General features: G+C 69.7%; 12 protein-coding genes. 2 read left to right on the top strand and 10 right to left on the bottom strand.

The genetic code is table 11. The features are described from left to right. Positions 1-200, bottom strand: a 200-nt coding sequence (locus tag K7W41_RS21850) for a hypothetical protein (RefSeq protein WP_224612545.1), incomplete at its 3' end; no start/stop codon positions are given. A gap of 204 nt (positions 201-404) precedes the next feature. Here K7W41_RS21850 and K7W41_RS21845 point away from each other — a divergent pair. Continuing rightward, entirely contained in the window at positions 405-2267 is a 1863-nt protein-coding gene (locus tag K7W41_RS21845) for an Ig-like domain-containing protein (RefSeq protein WP_224612543.1), read from the top strand. An 81-nt stretch (positions 2268-2348) separates the two neighbouring features. Here the strand turns inward: K7W41_RS21845 and K7W41_RS21840 are convergent, their stop codons facing one another. The 3 genes from K7W41_RS21840 to uvrA form a co-directional block, all read right to left on the bottom strand. Next, on the bottom strand, positions 2349-2528 hold the full coding sequence (locus tag K7W41_RS21840) for a hypothetical protein (protein ID WP_224612541.1): 180 nt from the start codon (positions 2526-2528) through the stop codon (positions 2349-2351). Positions 2529-2586: 58 nt separating this feature from the next. Further along, positions 2587-3252, bottom strand: coding sequence for a phosphoribosyltransferase (locus K7W41_RS21835; RefSeq protein ID WP_224612539.1), 666 nt, complete (start codon positions 3250-3252; stop codon positions 2587-2589). Between the two features lie 689 nt (positions 3253-3941). Continuing rightward, positions 3942-6458 (bottom strand): excinuclease ABC subunit UvrA, encoded by a 2517-nt coding sequence (gene uvrA / locus K7W41_RS21830; protein ID WP_224612537.1) that lies wholly within the window; start codon positions 6456-6458, stop codon positions 3942-3944. A gap of 128 nt (positions 6459-6586) precedes the next feature. Between uvrA and K7W41_RS21825 the strand changes: the two genes are divergently transcribed. Beyond that, positions 6587-7714: a M42 family metallopeptidase gene (locus K7W41_RS21825; RefSeq protein WP_224612535.1), complete on the top strand. Its 1128-nt coding sequence runs from the start codon at positions 6587-6589 to the stop codon at positions 7712-7714. A gap of 290 nt (positions 7715-8004) precedes the next feature. Here K7W41_RS21825 and K7W41_RS21820 read toward each other — a convergent pair whose 3' ends face one another. From K7W41_RS21820 to K7W41_RS21795, 6 genes are all read right to left on the bottom strand, one after another. Next, on the bottom strand, positions 8005-9288 hold the full coding sequence (locus K7W41_RS21820; RefSeq protein ID WP_224612533.1) for a DUF945 family protein: 1284 nt from the start codon (positions 9286-9288) through the stop codon (positions 8005-8007). A 94-nt stretch (positions 9289-9382) separates the two neighbouring features. Then, positions 9383-10642, bottom strand: coding sequence for a glycerate kinase type-2 family protein (locus tag K7W41_RS21815; protein WP_224612531.1), 1260 nt, complete (start codon positions 10640-10642; stop codon positions 9383-9385). A gap of 329 nt (positions 10643-10971) precedes the next feature. Continuing rightward, positions 10972-12207 (bottom strand): DUF790 family protein, encoded by a 1236-nt coding sequence (locus K7W41_RS21810; RefSeq protein ID WP_224612530.1) that lies wholly within the window; start codon positions 12205-12207, stop codon positions 10972-10974. Beyond that, complete coding sequence (locus K7W41_RS21805) at positions 12194-13588, bottom strand: DEAD/DEAH box helicase family protein (RefSeq protein ID WP_221091533.1); 1395 nt, start codon at positions 13586-13588, stop codon at positions 12194-12196. The genes K7W41_RS21810 and K7W41_RS21805 overlap by 14 nt, the downstream gene beginning before the upstream one ends. A gap of 64 nt (positions 13589-13652) precedes the next feature. Next, entirely contained in the window at positions 13653-14816 is a 1164-nt protein-coding gene (locus K7W41_RS21800) for an acyl-CoA dehydrogenase family protein (protein WP_224612528.1), read from the bottom strand. After that, on the bottom strand, positions 14813-17989 hold the full coding sequence (locus K7W41_RS21795) for a GAF domain-containing protein (protein ID WP_224612526.1): 3177 nt from the start codon (positions 17987-17989) through the stop codon (positions 14813-14815). The genes K7W41_RS21800 and K7W41_RS21795 overlap by 4 nt, the downstream gene beginning before the upstream one ends. Between the last annotated feature and the right edge of the window lie 303 nt (positions 17990-18292).

Genomic DNA, 18292 nt, shown 5'->3' with positions numbered 1-18292 from the left:
AGTAGAGCGAGTTGCAAAGAAAAACTTCGCACTGGCAGCGGAGACGTTTCGGCACTTTTCTGAGCTGTTGGAACGGGCAGGGCAGGGTCATTCCCTTGGCTCAAGAATTCTCGCCTGCTGTCGCCAAACCTCAACATAAAGGTCTTTTTTTGAAAATAATTTTCAACACTCCTTGCGCTTGGTCCGGAGGAAAACTTCATACCTTGATATCTGTGGTAGGAAATATGTGCCCCGGACAGCTGCTATATGTACAATCTCCTTATTCCTGTCTAGATGTTCGGAATTTATTTTCACATGCCTCATTTGTGGCCATGTATGAATGGGAGCGTTCCACACACGACAACTGGATGGGGGCCCTGCCGTGGGCGCCGTCTGCCGTCTCCACTGCCAAAGGAGGGCTTCCTGTGTACCGATTTCCACGTATACGTTCACTGCTGGTGTTGACTGCCAGTCTGGCGCTGGCCGCCTGTTCGCAATTGCCCGGTCCATCGGCGCCTGCCGCGCAGAGCGGGCCGAGGTTGCAGGCGCAGGCGACAGGGCCGAGCGCGACGTTTGACAGCACGGGGGCGTGGGACAGCGGCTTTTCCGGCCGCATCACCCTGAGCAACCCTGGCCCGACCGCGATTCAGGGCTGGACCCTCAAGTTCAAGTTCAATGGCAACGCCGCTGCTGGTGCGTCCGTCTGGGGCGCGGGCGGCAGCATCAGCAAAGACAGCAGTGGGCTGTACACCATCACCCCCAACACCTGGGGCGGCGCCACCATCCCCGCCGGCGGCAGCGTGGTCATCAACTACGACGGCACCGGGCAACTCACCGGCGTCAACACCTGCACCTTGAACGGTGCGAGTTGTTCTGGCGGCACCACGCCTCCACCAACAGGCGACACCACCACCCCGACGGTCAGTCTGACCGCGAGCCCGAGTACGGTGACCAGTGCGGGTGCCGTGAGTCTGAGTGCAAGTGCCACGGATAACGTGGGGGTGACGAAGGTGGAGTTCTATCAGGGCTCGACCTTGCTGGGCACCGATACGAGCGCGCCGTATACGGCGAGTGAGACGGTCAGCAGTGCGAACAATGGCACGCGGACGTACACGGCCAAAGCGTTTGATGCGGCGGGGAACACCAAGTCGGCGTCGGCCTCGGTGACGGTCAACATCGCTGGTACCACCCCGCCCTCGCCGCCTGCAGGCAAGGCCATTTACGTGGGCTACGCGGGCACGTGGCAGACCAGCGTGGGTGACCTCACCACCAGCAATATTCCCGCCTACTACACCGATCTGAACCTGGCTTTTGCGCGGCCAGATACAACCTATGTCAAGGGCAGCTACGCCTTTGATCAGGCGGTGGCGGGCTTCGAGTTTGCCGAAGGGGCCAGCACACCCAACGGGCAGCGCAAGTTCACAGCCGCGCAGGCCCAGACGCTGCGCAACAACATTGCCGCCCTGAAAGCGCGGGGCACGCGGGTCTGGGTGAGTGTGGGGGGCTGGGCCTACAGCCAGGGCAGCCAGTGGAGCAACTTCAACGCCGCGCACGTGGTGGATCTGGCGCAGGACCTGGGCGCCAGCGGCGTGGACATTGACTGGGAATCCAGCGGCAGCACCTGCAACAAGCTGGACGCCGCGCAGTTCGCCTGCACCAAGGACGCCGAGATCAAGAACATCATTAACACCCTGGACGCCGAGATTGCCGCGCGGGGCCTGGACCTGCAGATCAGCATTGCGGGCTGGAGCACGGGCGCGTACTACGTGAAAGGCACCCCGTGGGAAGAAGGCAAGGTGCAGTGGGGCAGCCCCTTCGGCGGCACTATGTACCGTGTGGTGCGCGACCTGGCCGCCAAGATTGACCGCGTGAACCTCATGTCCTACGACGGCGGCACCTACTACGACCCGCGCGAGGGCTACGAGAGCTACCGCGCCATCTACGGTGGCCCCATTGCCATGGGCCTGGAGGTGGCCCCCGAAGGCAGCGGCGGCGCCATCCTGAAGTTGAATGCCGAGCCCGGCACCGTCTACGACGCCGAGATGAACACCGGCACCAACAACGAGGCCACCCGCTACTACAACGTGGAAACCCTGGCCACCTACATGAAGAACAAGGGCCGCCCCGGCGACGGCATGATGCTCTGGCAAGTCTGGAAGGAGCGGGTGTACGCCAAGCCCCCGGCCGGAGCAGCGGGCGTGAACGCCACCGGGCAGAAGGTCTGCCAGATACTGGCCGTCAACGCCAACTGCAGCGGCGCCGTGCCCGACCTGCCGCCCGCGCCGTAAGGCAGCAGAGGAAAGAGGCGCCCCAGGCATACGATCCTGGGGCGCCTCTCAATGGTCTGGAGAAGGGGCGATCACCGCCAACTACTCGTCGTTGCCCCCGCGCTGGCCGCCGCCACTTTCACTGCCATTGCGGCGGCCGTCGCCGTTTTTCTCGTCGGCGCTGGGCTGGCCGTTGCCGGGGTCGCGTTGTCCGCCGGGCTTGGGGTCGTTGTCACGGTCATGCTTGTGCTTGGGATCGTTCTTTTTCTCGGCCTGCGTCATAAAGCCTCCTGAAGGTGGGAACCTCGGCGGGGGTGCCGAGGCGCGAAAGGGTGTGGGCTCAGGGCCCAGCCAGCAGGGCCAGCACCTCGGCGTCGGTGGCTTGCGAGAAATCGCCGTAGAACTGACCCACAGCCTGAAAGTGGGGTGGCGTGTGCAGGCACACCACCTCGTCGGCCTCGGCGTGCAGGTCAGCACAGGTGTCAGGCGGCGCCACCGGCACCGCCACCACGATTCGCCCCGCGCCCAGTAACCGCGCGGCCTGCACCGCTGCGCGCATCGTGGCGCCTGTGGCCAGGCCGTCGTCCACCAGCAGGGCCGTGCGGCCGGTCAGATTCAGGGGACCCCGGCCGGCGCGGTACAGGGCCTCGCGGCGGGCCAGTTCCTGTGCCTCGCGGGCCTGCACCTGCGCCAGCGCGGCGGCAGAAATGCCCAGGCGGTCCATCAGCGCCTCGTTCAGCCACTGCGCGCCGCCCGAGGCCAGCGCCCCCATCGCCACTTCCGGGGCCATCGGCAGCCCCAGTTTGCGCACCAGAAAGACGTCCAGCGGTGCCCCCAGGGCCCGAGCCACCTCGGCGGCCACCGGCACACCGCCCCGGGGCAGGGCCAGGACCACGGCGCTGGGCCAGGGGCCACGGGCCGCCAGGACTGCGCCCAGCAGCTGCCCGGCTTCTGTCCGGTCCTGAAAAACCTTGGGGAGGTGAGGCCACGAGGGGCTGGTGGTCACGCAATCTCCTCTGTGGCAAAGCGCGCGGGCGGCGGCTTCCCACCTGACCAGTGAACGCCCTGACCCTGGCAGCCCCATGACAGGCGGCTTAAAGCGGGTTCCGAACTGCCCCCTGCTTGTGCGGCAACGTTGCGGTGACCCACCGCCGTAGTGCCCTGGCACCCACATCACGCCCTTGAGCCGACCCTCAAAGGCTTTATGCACCGCACTTCTCCGGTCGGTGGGTGAACAGGGCAGACGACAACCACACCAGGGTCGCTACAGACAGCATGCCTCTCGCTTCGTCGTTCGCCGCCTTGCGGGTACTGGTGGTGCGGTGCTGCGCCCAGTTGCTGGGCTTGAAGCACCGTGGGCCACAGGGCGCCCCCTTCCTCCAGAAGATCAGCGGCCATAAGCGCCTCAGCTGAAATCGATTCCTGAGGCCCATCAACGAAGCCAACTGGGAGAGGCGCCCTGTGCGGCCAACGGCGAGAGGTGGCGGATACAGGCATGCTTGATGGACAGCGCTCGTCATCCTAGTCCCGAAGAGCCGGCCACTGTGCAAGGCAGGGAACTGGAAGCCCTACCCGACTTTCCAGCGCTTGGCCCTCGGACACCGCTGACCGGCTGAGCAAGGGTTTGTTCAGGAGTCAGGGCCGCGAACACAGGCGCCTGAACCTGCCGTTGCAGCCGTCTGCTTCTGCTGCATCTCAGGTAGGGTGGGCCTGCAGCGCGCGGGCGAGGTAGGGCGCCGTGCGGCTCTCAGCGACCTGCGCCACCTCCTGCGGGGTGCCCTGGGCCACGATCTGCCCCCCCTTGTCCCCAGCGCCCGGCCCAATGTCAATCACCCAGTCGCTGGCGGTCACGAGCTGCATATCGTGCTCGACGGCAATGACCGTGTGGCCAGCCTCGACCAGCCGGAACAGCTGGCGGCGCAGCCGCTCCACATCGGCGGGGTGCAGGCCGGTGGTGGGTTCGTCCAGCACGTACACCGTGTGGCCGCGCCCGGCGCGCTGCAGTTCAGTGGCGAGCTTGATGCGCTGCGCCTCTCCGCCGGAGAGTTCGGTGGCAGGCTGCCCCAGGCGCAGGTACCCCAGCCCCACTTCCCGCAGGGTGTCCAGTGCGCGGAACACGGCCGCGTCCTCCTGAAAAAAGGTCCAGGCCGCGTCCACGGTCAGGTTCAGGACCTCGGCAATGGTCTTGCCCCGGTATTCCACCTCCAGGGTCTGGGCGTTGTAGCGGGCGCCGTGGCAGACCGGGCAGGGGGCATACACGCTGGGCAGGAACAGCAGCTCAACCATCACCCAGCCTTCGCCTTGGCAGTGTTCGCAGCGGCCCCCCTTCACGTTGAACGAGAAACGCCCGGCGCTGTAGCGGCGCTGCCGGGCCAGGGGCGTCTGAGCGAACAGCTTGCGCACATCGTCAAACAGGCCGGTGTACGTGGCGAGGTTGCTGCGCGGCGTGCGCCCAATGGGTCGCTGGTCCACCCGCACCAGCCGCGACAGGGTGCCCACGTCGCCGCCCAGCTGCGCGGTCACGCCGGCTGGGGTCTGCGGGTCTTCATCGTCTTCGGTGGGTGGGCTCTGGCCCAGGTGGGCGGCCAGGGTGTCCACCAGCACCTGGCTCACCAGCGTGGATTTCCCGGAGCCAGACACGCCGGTGACGCTGGTCAGCACGCCCAGGGGAAAGCGCACCTGCAGGTCACGCAGGTTGTGGCGTTTGACGCCGCTTAACGTGAGCCAGCCCGACGGCGCGCGGGCTTCTGGGCGCGCGGGCTGAGGCGCAGCAAAGAGGTAGCGCGCGGTCTGGGAGGCCGCCACCGCCTGCAGGCCGCTGGGCGGGCCACTGTAGAGAATCTCGCCGCCCTGTTCTCCGGCGCCGGGGCCCACGTCCACCAGCCAGTCGGCGCGGCGCACCACGTCCAGATCATGTTCCACCACGAACAGCGAGTTGCCGGCGGCCTTCAGGCGGTCCAGGGCGCCCAGCAGCGCCTCGGTGTCGGCGGGGTGCAGGCCGGCGGAGGGTTCATCTAGGACGTACACCACGCCGAACAGGTGCGAGTACAGCTGCGTGGCCAGCCGCAGGCGCTGCAGTTCGCCGGGCGACAGGGTGGGGGTGGAGCGGTCCAGCCCCAGGTAGCCCAGCCCCAGGTCCAGCAGCACTTCCAGGCGGGCGCACAGGTCGGCGGCCATACGCTGCTGCGCGGCGGCCTGCTCCGGGCGCGCGGCCTGCAACTGGGCGTGGCCGCGCTCGTTGCCCAGGGCAAAGGGGCGCAGCAGCGCCGAAAGGGCCTGAAGCGGCAGCCGCGAGAGCTCAGTGATGTCGTGCCCGGCAAAGCGCACCGCCAGGGCCTCGGGGCGCAGGCGCTTGCCGTGACACACCGGGCACGGCGCCGACACCATGTACGCCTGCGCCCGCCGTTTCATGGCGGCGCTCTCGCTGTTGGCGAAGGTGTGCAGCACATGCCGGCGCGCGCTGCTGAAGGTGCCCATGTACCCGGGGGGCAGCCCGCGCTTCACGGCCCGGCGGGTCTCTTCTGGCGTGAGGCCCGGATACACCGGCACCACCGGCTGCTCCTCGGTGAACAGAATCCAGTCGCGCGTGTCCCGCGGCAGGTCGCGCCACGGCACGTCCACATTGATGCCCAGGCTCACCAGAATGTCGCGCTGGTTCTGCCCGCCCCAGGCCTGCGGCCACGCCGCCACCGCCCGCTCCCGGATGGTGAGTGAGGAGTCCGGCACCATAGATGCTTCTGTCACCTCGTACACCTGCCCCAGGCCGTGGCAGTGGGGACAGGCCCCTTCCGGGGTGTTGGGCGAAAAGCCCTCGGCGTAGATGATGCCCTGCCCTTCAGGGTAGTCACCGGCCCGGGAATACAGCATGCGCACGAGGTTGGACAGGGTGGTCACGCTGCCCACCGAGGAGCGGGTGCTGGGCGCGCCGCGCTGCTGCTGCAGGGCCACCGCTGGGGGCAGGCCGTCAATGGCGTCTACATCCGGCGCGCCCACCTGGTGAAACAGGCGCCGCGCGTAGGGCGAGACCGATTCCAGGTAGCGCCGCTGCGCTTCGGCGTACAGGGTGCCAAAGGCCAGCGACGACTTGCCAGAGCCCGAGACCCCGGTAAACACCACCAGGGCGTCTCTGGGCAGCTGCAGGGACACGTCCTTGAGGTTGTGTTCCCGCGCGCCGCGCACCTGCACGAAGCCAAGGGGTTCGGGAAGCGTCATCGCCCCGCAGTATGTGGGGCCCGCCCGGCCCGGCACCGGGACTCACAAGATTGACTGAATGCAGGCCACTGGCCGCGCGTGAGGGCTTGCTCAAGGGGCCAGGGCGCCCCGTGCGGTCTAATGGCGGGATGTCAGACCACCCCCTGTCGCTGGCCCCGGACCGGGAGCGCAGTGAGCCCCCCGTGATTGCCCACCTGCGCCAGTTGGTTCGCCTCACCGGCCCCAGCGGCAGCGAAGGGGACGTGGTGCGGGCGGTGTACCGCGCGGCCTCCGCCCTGGCCGACGAGGTGCGCGTGGACGCCTTTGGCAACGTGATTGCGGTGCGCCGCGCCGCCGCTGAAGGCGCCCGGCGCCTGCTGCTGGCCGCCCACATGGACGAGGTGGGTTTCCGGGTGCGGCAGATTACCCCGGGCGGGTTTCTGCGGCTGGAAAAAGTGGGGGGCACCGATGACCGCATTCTGCCGGCCCAGCGCGTGTGGGTGCGCACCCAGCAGTCACGGCTGCTGGGCGTGATTGGCACCAAGAGCGCCCACCTGCTCACCGACGCCGACCGCCAGCGCGTGGTGCCGCACCCCGAACTGTACGTGGACATCGGCGCGCGCAGTGCAGACGAAGCGGTGGGCATGGGCGTGCAACTGGGTGACCCGGTGGGCTTTGTGGGCATCCTGACCGAACTGGGGGTGAACACCGGGCGCTACACCGCGCACGCGGTGGATGACCGCGCCGGGTGCGCCGTGCTGCTGGCGCTGCTGGAGCACTACCAGGACGCGCCGCCGCCCGTGACCGTGATCTTCGCCTTCACCGTGCAGGAAGAGGTGGGCCTGCGCGGGGCCCAGGCGGTGGCCCAGGCCCACGCCGCCGACGCGGCCCTGGCCCTGGACATGACCGCCGCCGACGACACCCCGGAGTTTGGGGCCTGTCACCTGGGGCTGGGCAGCGGCCCAGCGGTCAAGGTGATGGATTTCTCGGCGCTGGCCCACCCGGCCATCCGGCGGGGGCTGATCGCCGCCGCTGATGCCAGCGGCGTGCCCATCCAGCACGAACTACTGCGCGGCATCGGCACCGACGCGGGCGCGCTGCAGTACAGCGGCCACGGCATTCCTGCTGGCACCGTGTCGGTGGCCAACCGCTACACCCACAGCCCCGTGGAGGTGGTGGACGAACGCGATCTGGTCGGCGCCCTGCATCTGCTGGATACCTTCATTCAGCGCCTGCCCGGCCTGGACCTGCGCTTTGTGGCGCTGGACGAGGGCTGAGCCCCGGAGGGCCGGCTGCAGCGAAGAAACAAGTCGTTGCAGAGGATAGCGGCGCGGGCGACATTGAAGGGCGGTGGGTGAGTCCGGGCGTCGCGCTCGGTTGTGGGCTGATTCAAAAGGGGAATAGGCCGTTGCCAGACAGCGGCCGATCCCGTAGGTTCCAAGCCCCGCCTGTGCGAGGTGGCGCGAGCAGGTCCTGTGCCCTGCTGCCCAGGTCCGCTGTCAGAAGGGTCCAGACACAGCGGCGCCCAGCCGGTTGAGCCTGGCTGGGCGCGCCTTGGGAAGAACGCTTACTGCAGCGGCTGACCGTTCACCTTCAGGCCCGCCTGATCCATGTTCAGGTCGGTCACCAGACGAGAGCCCTGGCGCACCAGCAGGCCGTTCTCCTCGCCGGCCTGGATAAGCCCCTGGGCCATGCTGGGATCGGGCGCCAGGGTGGCCGCCAGGGTATTCAGGGCCTGCGCCTCGCCCTCACCGTGCAGGCGCACATCCAGCAGGCCCATCAGCCGTTCGGGACTGTCCAGCACGGCCGCCCAGTCGGTGGTGGGCGCGCCCTTGAATCCCACCTGCCCAGTGAATTTCACCTCGTCCTTACCCTGCCCCACCGACAGACGGTCCAGCACCAGGGTGGGCCCGGCCTTCAGCAGCGCGGTGATCAGGGCATTGACCGCCGCGTCCTCTGGCGTCTTCTCGGTCCGGGTCAGGGCGCTGAGCTGCTCCATGGCCTTGCGGTCCAGGTTGTTCAGGGTCACGTTCAGCTGCAGCTTGTCCAGCGTCTTGCCGGCCACTTCCAGGCGCTCGGCGCCGTAGCCCAGCGCCGAACTCATCAGCGGCCCCTGGCTGCGGGTCGTGGAGGTCACGGTCAGGCGGTCCAGCTTCAGGGCCTGCCCGCCCGGGGCACCGGCCTCCAGGCTGGCCAGGGTGAACTGCGCCCTGCCGTCGCCCAGCGTGTCCGGCTGCTGGCTGGCATTCAGCTGCCAGCTGGTCGCGCCCAGGGTCAGCCGCATGTCCTTGTCTTCAACCACCAGCCCCGGCCACCGCCCGGCCGAGAGCACCTCGCGCTCGGTGGCGCGCACCGTGCCGCTGGCGGCCTGCCAGCGCGTGGTGGTCCCCTCCGCCGTGATGGTGCCGGCCGGCACGTTAAACGTCGTCACGCTGTTGCCGCCGAACTGAATGTCGGTGCGCAGCGAGATCTTCTGGCCGCCAAACGCCCGGTTCAGCTCGGCCTGCACCTCAGGCTCGAACTGCACCTCGGTGATCACGGTGGCCGCCCCAAAGCGTTTGCCCTGCGGGAACGGGCCGTTGTACACGCGGCTGTTCAGCTTGATCACCATAGGATCGGCGGTTTCAGGCATCAGGGTGATGGTCGTGACCTGGGTGCCGCCAAAGGCCGTGCCCTGGTAGGGCTCACTGACCATGCGCGCCAGTCCGCTTTCGGTCAGGGCTTTCTGGGTGCGGCCCAGTTGGGCCTGCACGTCTTTCTGGGTCTGCTGGGCCGCCACGACGGCCACCGTGGCTCCGCCCAGCAGCAGGGCCGCGCTCAGGGCGGCGATGGTGAGTGCGCGTTTCTTCATCACCCTGCCAGGGTAGGGGGTGCCCCGAACGCGCCGGGCCGCATTTGAGGCACAGAATCCTGGACAGGGGGGTGGGGGTTCTCCGATGGCCGGGTTACGCCAGTGCCGGGCCGGGCACCAGCACCACCCGCAGGTCATTCAGGTTCTGCCCGGTGGGGCCGGTGACCACCAGGTCGCCCAGCGCGGCAAAAAATGAGCCAGCGCCGTTCTCGTGTAGTGCGCGCTGGGGGTCCAGCCCCATGGCCGCGGCGCGGGCCAGCGTGTCGGGCGTGACCAGGGCGCCCGCGCCGCCACTGGTGCCATCCACCCCGTCCGAGCCGGCCGAGAGGGCATAGACCCCCAGGCCAGCCAGCGCCAGGGCCAGCGCCCATTCGGTGTTCCGCCCGCCGTGGCCGCGGCCGCGCACCGTCACGGTGGCCTCGCCGCCCGAGAGGAGGGCCACCGGGGCGGGCCAGGGCATGCCGTGCCCCTGCACGCTGCGGACCAGGGCTCCATGAAAGGCCGCCAGCTCGCGCGCCTCGCCCGTGAAGGTGTCGCCCAGGATCACCGCCGGGAGGCCCCGGGCCTGCAGGGCCGCCTGCGCCGCCCGCAGCAGGTCGCGGTTCCCGCCGATCACCTGGGCGTGGGCATGGGGGAGGGCCGTGGGGGTGTCCTCGTGCTCGCCCCGCTCACCCGCTTCCAGAACGGCCCGGGCTTCCGGCGCTGCCACCCCAAAACGGTCCAGCACCGCCAGGGCGTCAGCAAAGGTGCTGGGGTCGGGCACGGTGGGGCCGCTGGCGATGGTGGCTGGGTCGTCGCCCACCACGTCGCTGAGCAGCCACGCACGCACCCGGGCGCGGGTGGCCGCCGCCAGCTGGCCGCCCTTCACGCGCGACAGGTGGCGGCGCACCGTGTTCAGGGCGTGGATGTCGGCCCCGGCGCGCATCAGCTCGGCGCTGAGGGCAGCCTTCTGGGCCAGGGTCACGCCGCGCGGCGCACACAGCAGGGCGCTGCCCCCGCCCGACAGCAGCACCAGCGCCTCGTCCTGCGGGCCCAGGGCGGCCAGCGCGCGCAGGGCTTCCTCGGCGGCGGCCACGCTGCGCGCGTCGGGATGCGGGTGCCCGGCCCGGCGCACGGCCACATGGGCGGGCCACGCGGGCACCGGGGCCCCGTCTGGCAATACGGCCAGGGCCGGCACGCCGGGGTAGACCGCCAGCGCTGCCGCCAGCATGGGGGCCGCCGCCTTGCCCACGGCCAGGATGAAGCTGGGCGCCGTCCCTTGCAGATGGGGGGCCAGCAGCCGCCCCGGCGCGGTGGCGGCCAGCGCCTCCTGAAAGCAGGCCAGCAGCAGCGCCCGCGCCTCGTCCGGGGTCATGCGCCCAGTGTACGGCGCGGGCAGAATGTGACGCCATGCACGACGAAATTCCCACTCGGTCAGCTTGCTGACGCCAGCCTGAAGCTCCGCTCTATGCCCGCTCAAGGGCTGCTCCAGACTGACTGAAGGTCACGTCATCTGCGCGCGCCGCCCCCGGGGCACACTGCAAGACATGGAACTGCTGTTTGCCCTGGCCGCGATTGCCCTGCCCCTGATTTCGATTCCCGTGATGTACCCCAGCCGCGTGCCCCAGGACCGGACAGCCGAGTGAGCCTTCCCATCACTGAATCCTGCCGGGCACCCTTCCACGGGTGCCCGCTTCCGTTTGTTTACTCGCCGTCGCGCACGGCGTAGCGCTCGGCCAGGGCCAGCACGTCTTTGGGGTTCAGCACGCCCTTAAACCACACCACGCGGTCGCCAAAATCGCTGGGGTCCACCCCGGCCCGTTCCAGGTTCAGGCGCTCGCTCACGCACACGATCACGTCGCGGCGCCCGGCCTTGCGCAGCAGCTCGAATTTCTTGCGCAGATACTCCGGGCGCCAGTAGCCCACGATCTCCACCAGCACCGAGCGCTCTCCCTGCACCAGTCGGAAATCCGGCAGAATCACGCCGCCCGGCACCGGCACCAGGTCCACCTCGCGTTCCAGCTGCCAGGGTGTGTCCAGCTTGGCAAAGCGTTCGGTAAACCCCGATTCCAGGGCGCTGTCGTGCTCCTGCGGTGGGGCGTAGTGGCTCACGTAGCCGTCCTCGCTGGTGAGCTGAAAGGACCACTCGGTGTCGGCAGGGTCCACCCACGCGAGGTCACGCCGGGGCTTCAGGGTCGCACTCAGGTCCCATTTGGTTACATGCAGCAGCGCGGGCAGGAACTTCGCCATGCTCAGGCCATAGCGGGTGGTCTGGCCGAACAGGCTGGCGGGGCCGTCCAGCGTAAGGGTAAAGCCCAGGTTGGCGTCGCCCTCCACGGTGGCCATCAGGCCAAAGAACTTCAGGTATTTCAGCAGTTGCTTGTAGCGGGCCGGTTCGTTGCGCCGCGCGGTGATCACCAGTTCAGAGGCGCGGTAGAGGGTCCCCTGTGCCTGCGCCAGGTCGTAGCGGTGAATCAGTTCCAGGGGCGCGGGCGGCTCGAAGGCCACCAGGGTTTGCTGGTCCGGCAGGTCGGCGTAGAGGGCGGCCGTCAGCTCATCCGGGCTCAGGGGCCGCTCCAGGCCCAGCGAGCGGCCCGCCTGTTCCAGCACCAGCGTGGTCGTGCGGCGGCTGGGCACGCCCGCCTGCGCCAGTTCGAACACGCGCGCGCGCACCACCCCCGGCTCCACGGGCCCGGCGGCCTCAAAGGTGCCCAGGTTGGTCAGCAGATGGGCCAGCCCGCGCAGCACCTTGAAATCCTGGCGCCCGGCTTCGAGGGTGCGCAGTTCGTCGTCCAGCTCAAAGCGCCGCTTGCCGATGTGGGCTTCAAAAGCGCCGATCAGGGTTTCGGCCAGCGCGAGGTTCTGCGCGGTGGGTTTCAGGCGCCGGGGCTCCACCAGCCCGGCCTTGACCCGGAACATCAGCAGCTCAGTCGGAAGCATTGAGCACCCCGAAGTCGTCCTCGGCGGGGGCCTTCCACTGGCCCCGGCGCTGCTGGCTGACCCGCTCCTCGCTGGTGCCCTGGGTGATCACCTCGTACAGCACCGCCTGTTTGCCGGGCGCGCGGCGCAGAATGCGCCCCAGGCGCTGAATGTGCTCGCGCTCGGTGGCGGTGCCAGACAGCACCACCGCCACGCTAGCTTCGGGCACGTCCACGCCCTCGTTCAGCACGCGGCTGGTCACCAGCACCCGGTACGCCCCAGAACGGAACTTCTCCAGCAGGGCGTGGCGCTCTTTCACCGGCGTCTGGTGCGTGATCGCCGGAATCAGGAACTCGCGGCTGATCCGGTACACGGTGGCGTTGTCGTCGGTGAAAATCAGCGTGCGCTCTTTCGGGTGGTTGGCCAGCACCTCCTCCAGCACCCGCAGCTTGCCGCCTGTACCGTAGGCCAATGAACGGGCCTCGCGGTGGGCCAGCATGGCGCGGCGGCCGTGGGGGGTGCCGCTGCTCATCACGAACTGTTTCCAGCCGTCAATGGACCCCAGCCGAATGCCGTTCAGGCGCAGGAACTCGTTGCGCTGCGCGATCAGGTCGTCGTAGCGGCGCTGCTCGAAGGGGCTCAGCGACACGCGGATCACCACTTCCTTGTAAGGCGCCAGCGTTTCGCCTGCCAGATCCTCGGGGGCGGCGTGAAACACCACCGGGCCAATCAGAGTGTCCAGGTCGCGCTCGCGGCCGTCGCTGCGCTTGGGCGTGGCGGTCAGGCCCAGGCGGTAGGGCGCGAGGCCCATCTCGGCAATCACGCGGGTAAAGTCGCTGGGCAGGTGATGGGCTTCATCGAAAATCTGCAGGGCGTAGCGCCCGGCCAGCGTCTCGGCGTGAATGGCCGCCGAATCGTAGGTGCTGACCAGCAGCGGGGTCTCGTCGTGGCTGCCGCCGCCCAGCAGGCCCACCTGCCCGTCTGGAAAGGCGGCCACCAACCCGGCATACCACTGGTGCAGCAGGTCCAGGGTGGGCACGCAGATCAGCGCGCTGCGGGGGGTGTCGCGCAGCGCCAATTGCGCCACCAGCGTCTTGCCCGCGCCGGTGGGCAGCACCACCACGCCCCGGCGTCCGGCCCGTTTCCAGGCGTTCAGGGCCCGGGTCTGGTGCACGTAGGGGGTCACCTCGCGCGCAAAGCCCAGGTCCAGCTTCTCAAAGGCGGCGGCGCTGTCGCGGAAGGGCACGCCGGCTTCCCGCAGGGCCTCCACCACGGCGCGGTAAGCCCGGCCCGGCGCCCGCCACGACTGGCTGCGCGCGTCCCAGAGAAAGTGGTCACGCACGGGCGCGGGCACCTCGGTCATCACGAGGGTCCCCCGGTCCAGGCGCAGCGCAGGCGTCATCCTGCGGGGCATCGTACCCGGGGGGCGGGGGCAGGTGCCGTGCGCCGGGGCGCATTTCGCGCGCCTACGGGGTGGGGGATGGGGGCGGGCCCTGGCTCGCCAGCAGCGCCGCGCCCAGGGCCTCATAGGCCCGGTCGTCGGCCGGGGGATGGGTCAGGCCTGCCCGGGCGTCGCGCAGCAGCCGTTCCAGCGGCAGGGCCGGGGTCAGCGCCGCGCCGCCCGCCAGCCGCAGCGCGTGGTCGGTGGCGTCCACGGCGGCGTTCGTGCACAGGGCCTTGGCGGCGCCCAGCAGGGGCAGGGCGTCTGGGCCCGGGGCCGCGTCCCAGCAGGCGGCCGCGTGAAACAGCAGCTCGCGCGCCGCCAGCAGCCCGGCGCCGAGGCGTCCCACGCCCTCCTGCAGGCGCGGCAGGGTGGCCAGCGGGGCGCCCAGGGCGGTGGGCACGCGCTCGTGGGCGTAGGTCGTCAGGGCGTGCAGGGCCGCGAAGCCCACGCCCAGATAGGTGGCGGCCACGGCGGTCCAGAACCACGCGCTGCTGGCCGGATGGGGCTCGGCCGGGGCCCACAGCGGGGCCGGCGCGCCCTCAAACACCACGTCGTGGCTGCCGCTGCCGCGCAGGGCCAGGGCGCCCTGCCACGTGGGCTCAAGGTGCACCCCTTCGCCCCGCAGGTCCACCCAGAAACGCCCCACGCGGCCGTCTGGCAGGGCTGAGTGCACCAGCGCCCAGTGCAGGGCCCGCGCGCCCGTGCTCCAGGTTTTGCGCCCGCTGATCCGCCAGCCTGCGCCGTCCGGCGTGGCGGCCGTGCGGGGCAGGCCCCCACGCGACGGGCTGCCCAGTTCCGGTTCGCTGGCCAGGGCATTGACGAGTTCGCCGCGCCGGCACGCCCCCGCCAGGGCCGCGAGCAGCTCGTCCGGCAGGGTGCGGCCCTGAAACGCGGCGCCCGTGACATGCCCGTGCATGGCCAGCACCAGCGCCAGACTGGCTCCCTGCTCGCCCAGGGTCAGCTGCGCCTGGGCAAAAGCGGCCAGCGAGGCCCCCAGGCCGCCCTCCGCAGGGGGCAGGGTGAGGCGGGTGTAGCCACTCCCGCGCAGCGCCTGGGCGGCGTCCGGGGTCACGTCCTGCGCGGCTTCACAGGCAGCGGTGTGCATACGGACCGCTTCGGCGGCGCGCGAGACCACGGCCTGCTGCTCCGCGCTCAGGACAGGGGCGGCCCGCCCAGCCGGTGTCATGCGGGGCCGGTGGTCCCGCCCGCCGGCCCGTCTTCGGCCGCCTGCAGCGTGAAGGTGAAGGTGCTGCCCTGCCCCGGCACCGACTGCGCCCAGATCTGCCCGCCGTGGTGTTCCAGAATCTTGCGCACGATGGCCAGCCCCATGCCGGTGCCCTCGTACTGGTCGCGCCCGTGCAGGCGCTGGAACATCTGAAAAATCCGCTCGGCGTAGTGCGGATCAAAGCCAATGCCGTTGTCGCGCACCTGAATCTGCCACTGCCCCTCGGCCGGCTGCACCTGAATCTCAATGCGCGGCGCGGCGTCCGGGCGCCGGAACTTGATCGCGTTGCCCAGCAGGTTCTGAAACAGTTGCGCCAGCTCGGAGCGCACCCCCAGCACCTGCGGCAGCGCGCCCCAGCTCACCTGCGCGCCGCTGTGCTCAATGGCGCCGTGCAGGCTGTCCAGGGCGTCTTGCAGCGGCGCGGCGAGGTCCAGCGGCGTGGGGTCTTCGCGCACCACGTTCAGGCGCGAGAACACCAGCAGGTCATCAATCAGCACCTTCATGCGCTCGGCCCCGCGCGTCACGAAGGTCAGGTACTGCCGCCCCCGGTCATCCAGGTGTTGGCCGTAGCGGCGCTCGATCAGCTCCGCAAAGCTGGCGATGGTGCGCAGTGGCTCTTGCAGGTCGTGCGACGCCACGTAGGCAAAGCGTTCCAGGTCGGCGTTGGAGCGTTCCAGTTCACGGGTCCGCTCCTGCAGCACCCGGGTGTTCTCGGCCCCTTCCAGCGTCAGGCCCACGCTGCGCATCACGGTGGCGAGCACCGCGCGGTCGGTGCTGGTCCAGTGCCGGGCGCCAAACAGCCCCACGACGATCACGCCGTGCACCCTGCCCCCCGCCTTGACCGGCAGCGAGGCGGTGGCACTGATGTGCCCCACCGTGCTGCCCAGGTTGTCGTTGCGGCGGTCGTACTCGTCCTGAAACAGCGGCTCACCGCTCTCAAAGGGAATGCGCACCGTCCGCGTGACGCTGTAGGGCAGCCCGGCGTCCACCTGCCGCTGCAATTCGGCGTTGCGCAGGTCGCCCAGCTGGGTCTTGGCCTGCCACATGTCCCCCTCGCGCTCCCAGTAGATCGAGTAGCCCTCGGGCAACAGGGACAGCATGATGGCCTGGGCGCGCGTGATCAGGGTGTAGGGGTCGGCCTCCAGGGTCAGGTTGCGCGTCAGGCCCTCAAAGGCTTCCAGGGCCTGGGTGCGGGCCTGCAGGGCGTCGCGCTGCTTTTGCAGCTGCAGCGAAACAGCCGCGCGTTCCAGGGACAGGTTGAGGCTGCGCCCTGTGGAGCGCACCACCGCCTGCCCGTGCCCCGACCACCGCTGGGTGCCCTTGAGCCCCACCGCCAGCAGCCCGGCCACCTCGTCGCCCACCACCATGGGATACAGGGCCACGGTGCCGTAGGCCTCGGTGGCGGCCACCTGCTCGCGCGCCGGGTCCCAGCCGTCCACAAACACCGGGGCGCGCGACGCCACGGCGCCCGCAAAGGCCGGGGCGTCTGCGGGCACGCCCGCCGTGATGCTGGCCACCACCGCCGGCTCAATGTCCTCGGTCCACACCTTCGCGCGCCACATCTCGCCGTCCAGTTCGTAGTAGGCGGCGCTGCACTCGGCAAAAAAGCCCCGGAACACCGTCATGGCTTCGCGCGCCAGCGTGTAAACATCGGTGCTGATTCCGGCGGCTTCGGTAAAGCGCACAAAGGCTTCGAGGGCCGCGGCCTGGGCTTCAAGTTCGTGGGTGCGGGCTTCCACGCGGTGTTCCAGCAGCCGGTGGCTGTCTTGCAGTTGCTGGTAAAGCCGGGCATTGTCCATGCCCACGGCGGCCTGGGCCGCCAGGGCCAGCACGAGTTCCTCGGCGCGCGCCGTAAAGACCCCAGGCGCCTCGTGGCCGAAAAACAGCCCGCCCATGACCTCGCCGGAACGTGACACCACCGGCACCGCAAGGTAACTGCGCACGGGCAGGTGCCCGGCCGGCATGCCGCGGTGTGGGTGGTTGTGACCGTACCGGGGATCCTTGGTGATGTCGTCTGAGCGGACGACCCCCTGGGCGTTGAAGGTGGGTGCAAAAATGTGCGTGTTGCGCGGCATGGGAAACGAGGAAAAAGCTTCGCGTGGCACGCCCGACAGCGTGTACAGCATGTAGCTTTCCTGCTGCTCGTTCATGACGTTGTAAAAAAAGGCCCCGAACTGCGCGCCGCTGAGTTCCACCCCGGCGTCGGTGACGGCCTGCACCATGCGCCCCAGGTCCAGTTCGGCGGCCACCGTCTGCCCAACGCGGTTCAGGCGCCGCAGGGTTTCGGCCTGTTCTTGCAGGCGGCCCTGGGCTTCCAGGCGCCCCAGGGCCTGCACGCACTGCTGCACCAGCGCCTGCAAAAAGGCGCGCTCCTGCGGGCCAAAGGCGCGCTCCTCGGTAAAGCTCAGGGCCAGCACGCCCCACAGGCTGCCCCCCACCTGCAGCGGCAGCGCGGCGAGGCTGCGCGTCTGCGCGGCGCGCACCCCCACCGAGCCGGGAAAGCGCCGGTCAAAGGCCTCGCCCGACACGTAGGTGGGCTGCCCGGTGCGGACCACCTCGCAGGGGGGAATGTCCAGGCTCAGTGGAAAACGGGCAAAGCGCTCCCGCAATTCGGGGGGATACCCCACCTCGCCGCGCAGTGCCAGGTGGCCGTCGCGGGTGGGCTGCACCAGGGCCGCCATGGCCGCGCCCGCCGCCGCCCGCGTGCCGCGCAGCACCACGTCCACCACCTCGTCCACCGTGCCCGCGTGGTCCAGCGCCGCCGTGATCTCCTGCAGCGCCGCCGAGCGCCGCGCCGCACTCACGTCGCGCAGCTGCACGGCGAGGTGCCCGCCGTGGGGCGCGACCTGCACCCGCACCCAGCCCCCCAGCGAGGGGTTAAAGGCGTCATAGTCCACGCGGCGGCCCTCGGCGCGGGCGCGGCGGCTTTCGCTCAGCCAGCGCGGGCTGAAGGCGTGGGCAAAATCGGCCTCCAGCGACAGCCCCAGCAGTTCGGCCGCTGGGCGGCCCACCAGGGCCCCCGCCGCGTCATTGGCGTACACAAAGCGCCCCTGTTCATCCAGCACAAACAGGGCGTCGTCGCTGGCCGCCAGCAGCGCGCCCAGCGCGGGCAGCATGTCGGGGGCGGCCGTCATTCCAGAACCTGGGGGAGAGGGGCAGCGTGAGGCAACAGAGCGTCATTCTAGGGCACAGCTGCGCTTGCGACGAGGGCACGTGGCCGTGGCGGACCCCAGGGGCCCTCCACCCAGAAACACACAGCACGCTTTCGCCCGGATGAACTGAAATCGCTCGCTGCTGCTCTTGAGCTCAACCGGGCGAAGCGCGTCCCCAACCCAGGACGCTCCACCGGGCATGGAGCCTGTGCGGCGCTCGCCTGCACAGGCGTCGCCCGAGGGGCAACGGCCTGACCCCGCCTCTCCTGCACCGGGCTGCGCCCA

It is taken from the genome of Deinococcus multiflagellatus, assembly GCF_020166415.1.
GTDB lineage: Bacteria > Deinococcota > Deinococci > Deinococcales > Deinococcaceae > Deinococcus > Deinococcus multiflagellatus.
The sequence above is the reverse complement of the archived record's forward strand: the minus strand, read 5'-3'. Positions and strand labels throughout refer to the sequence as shown.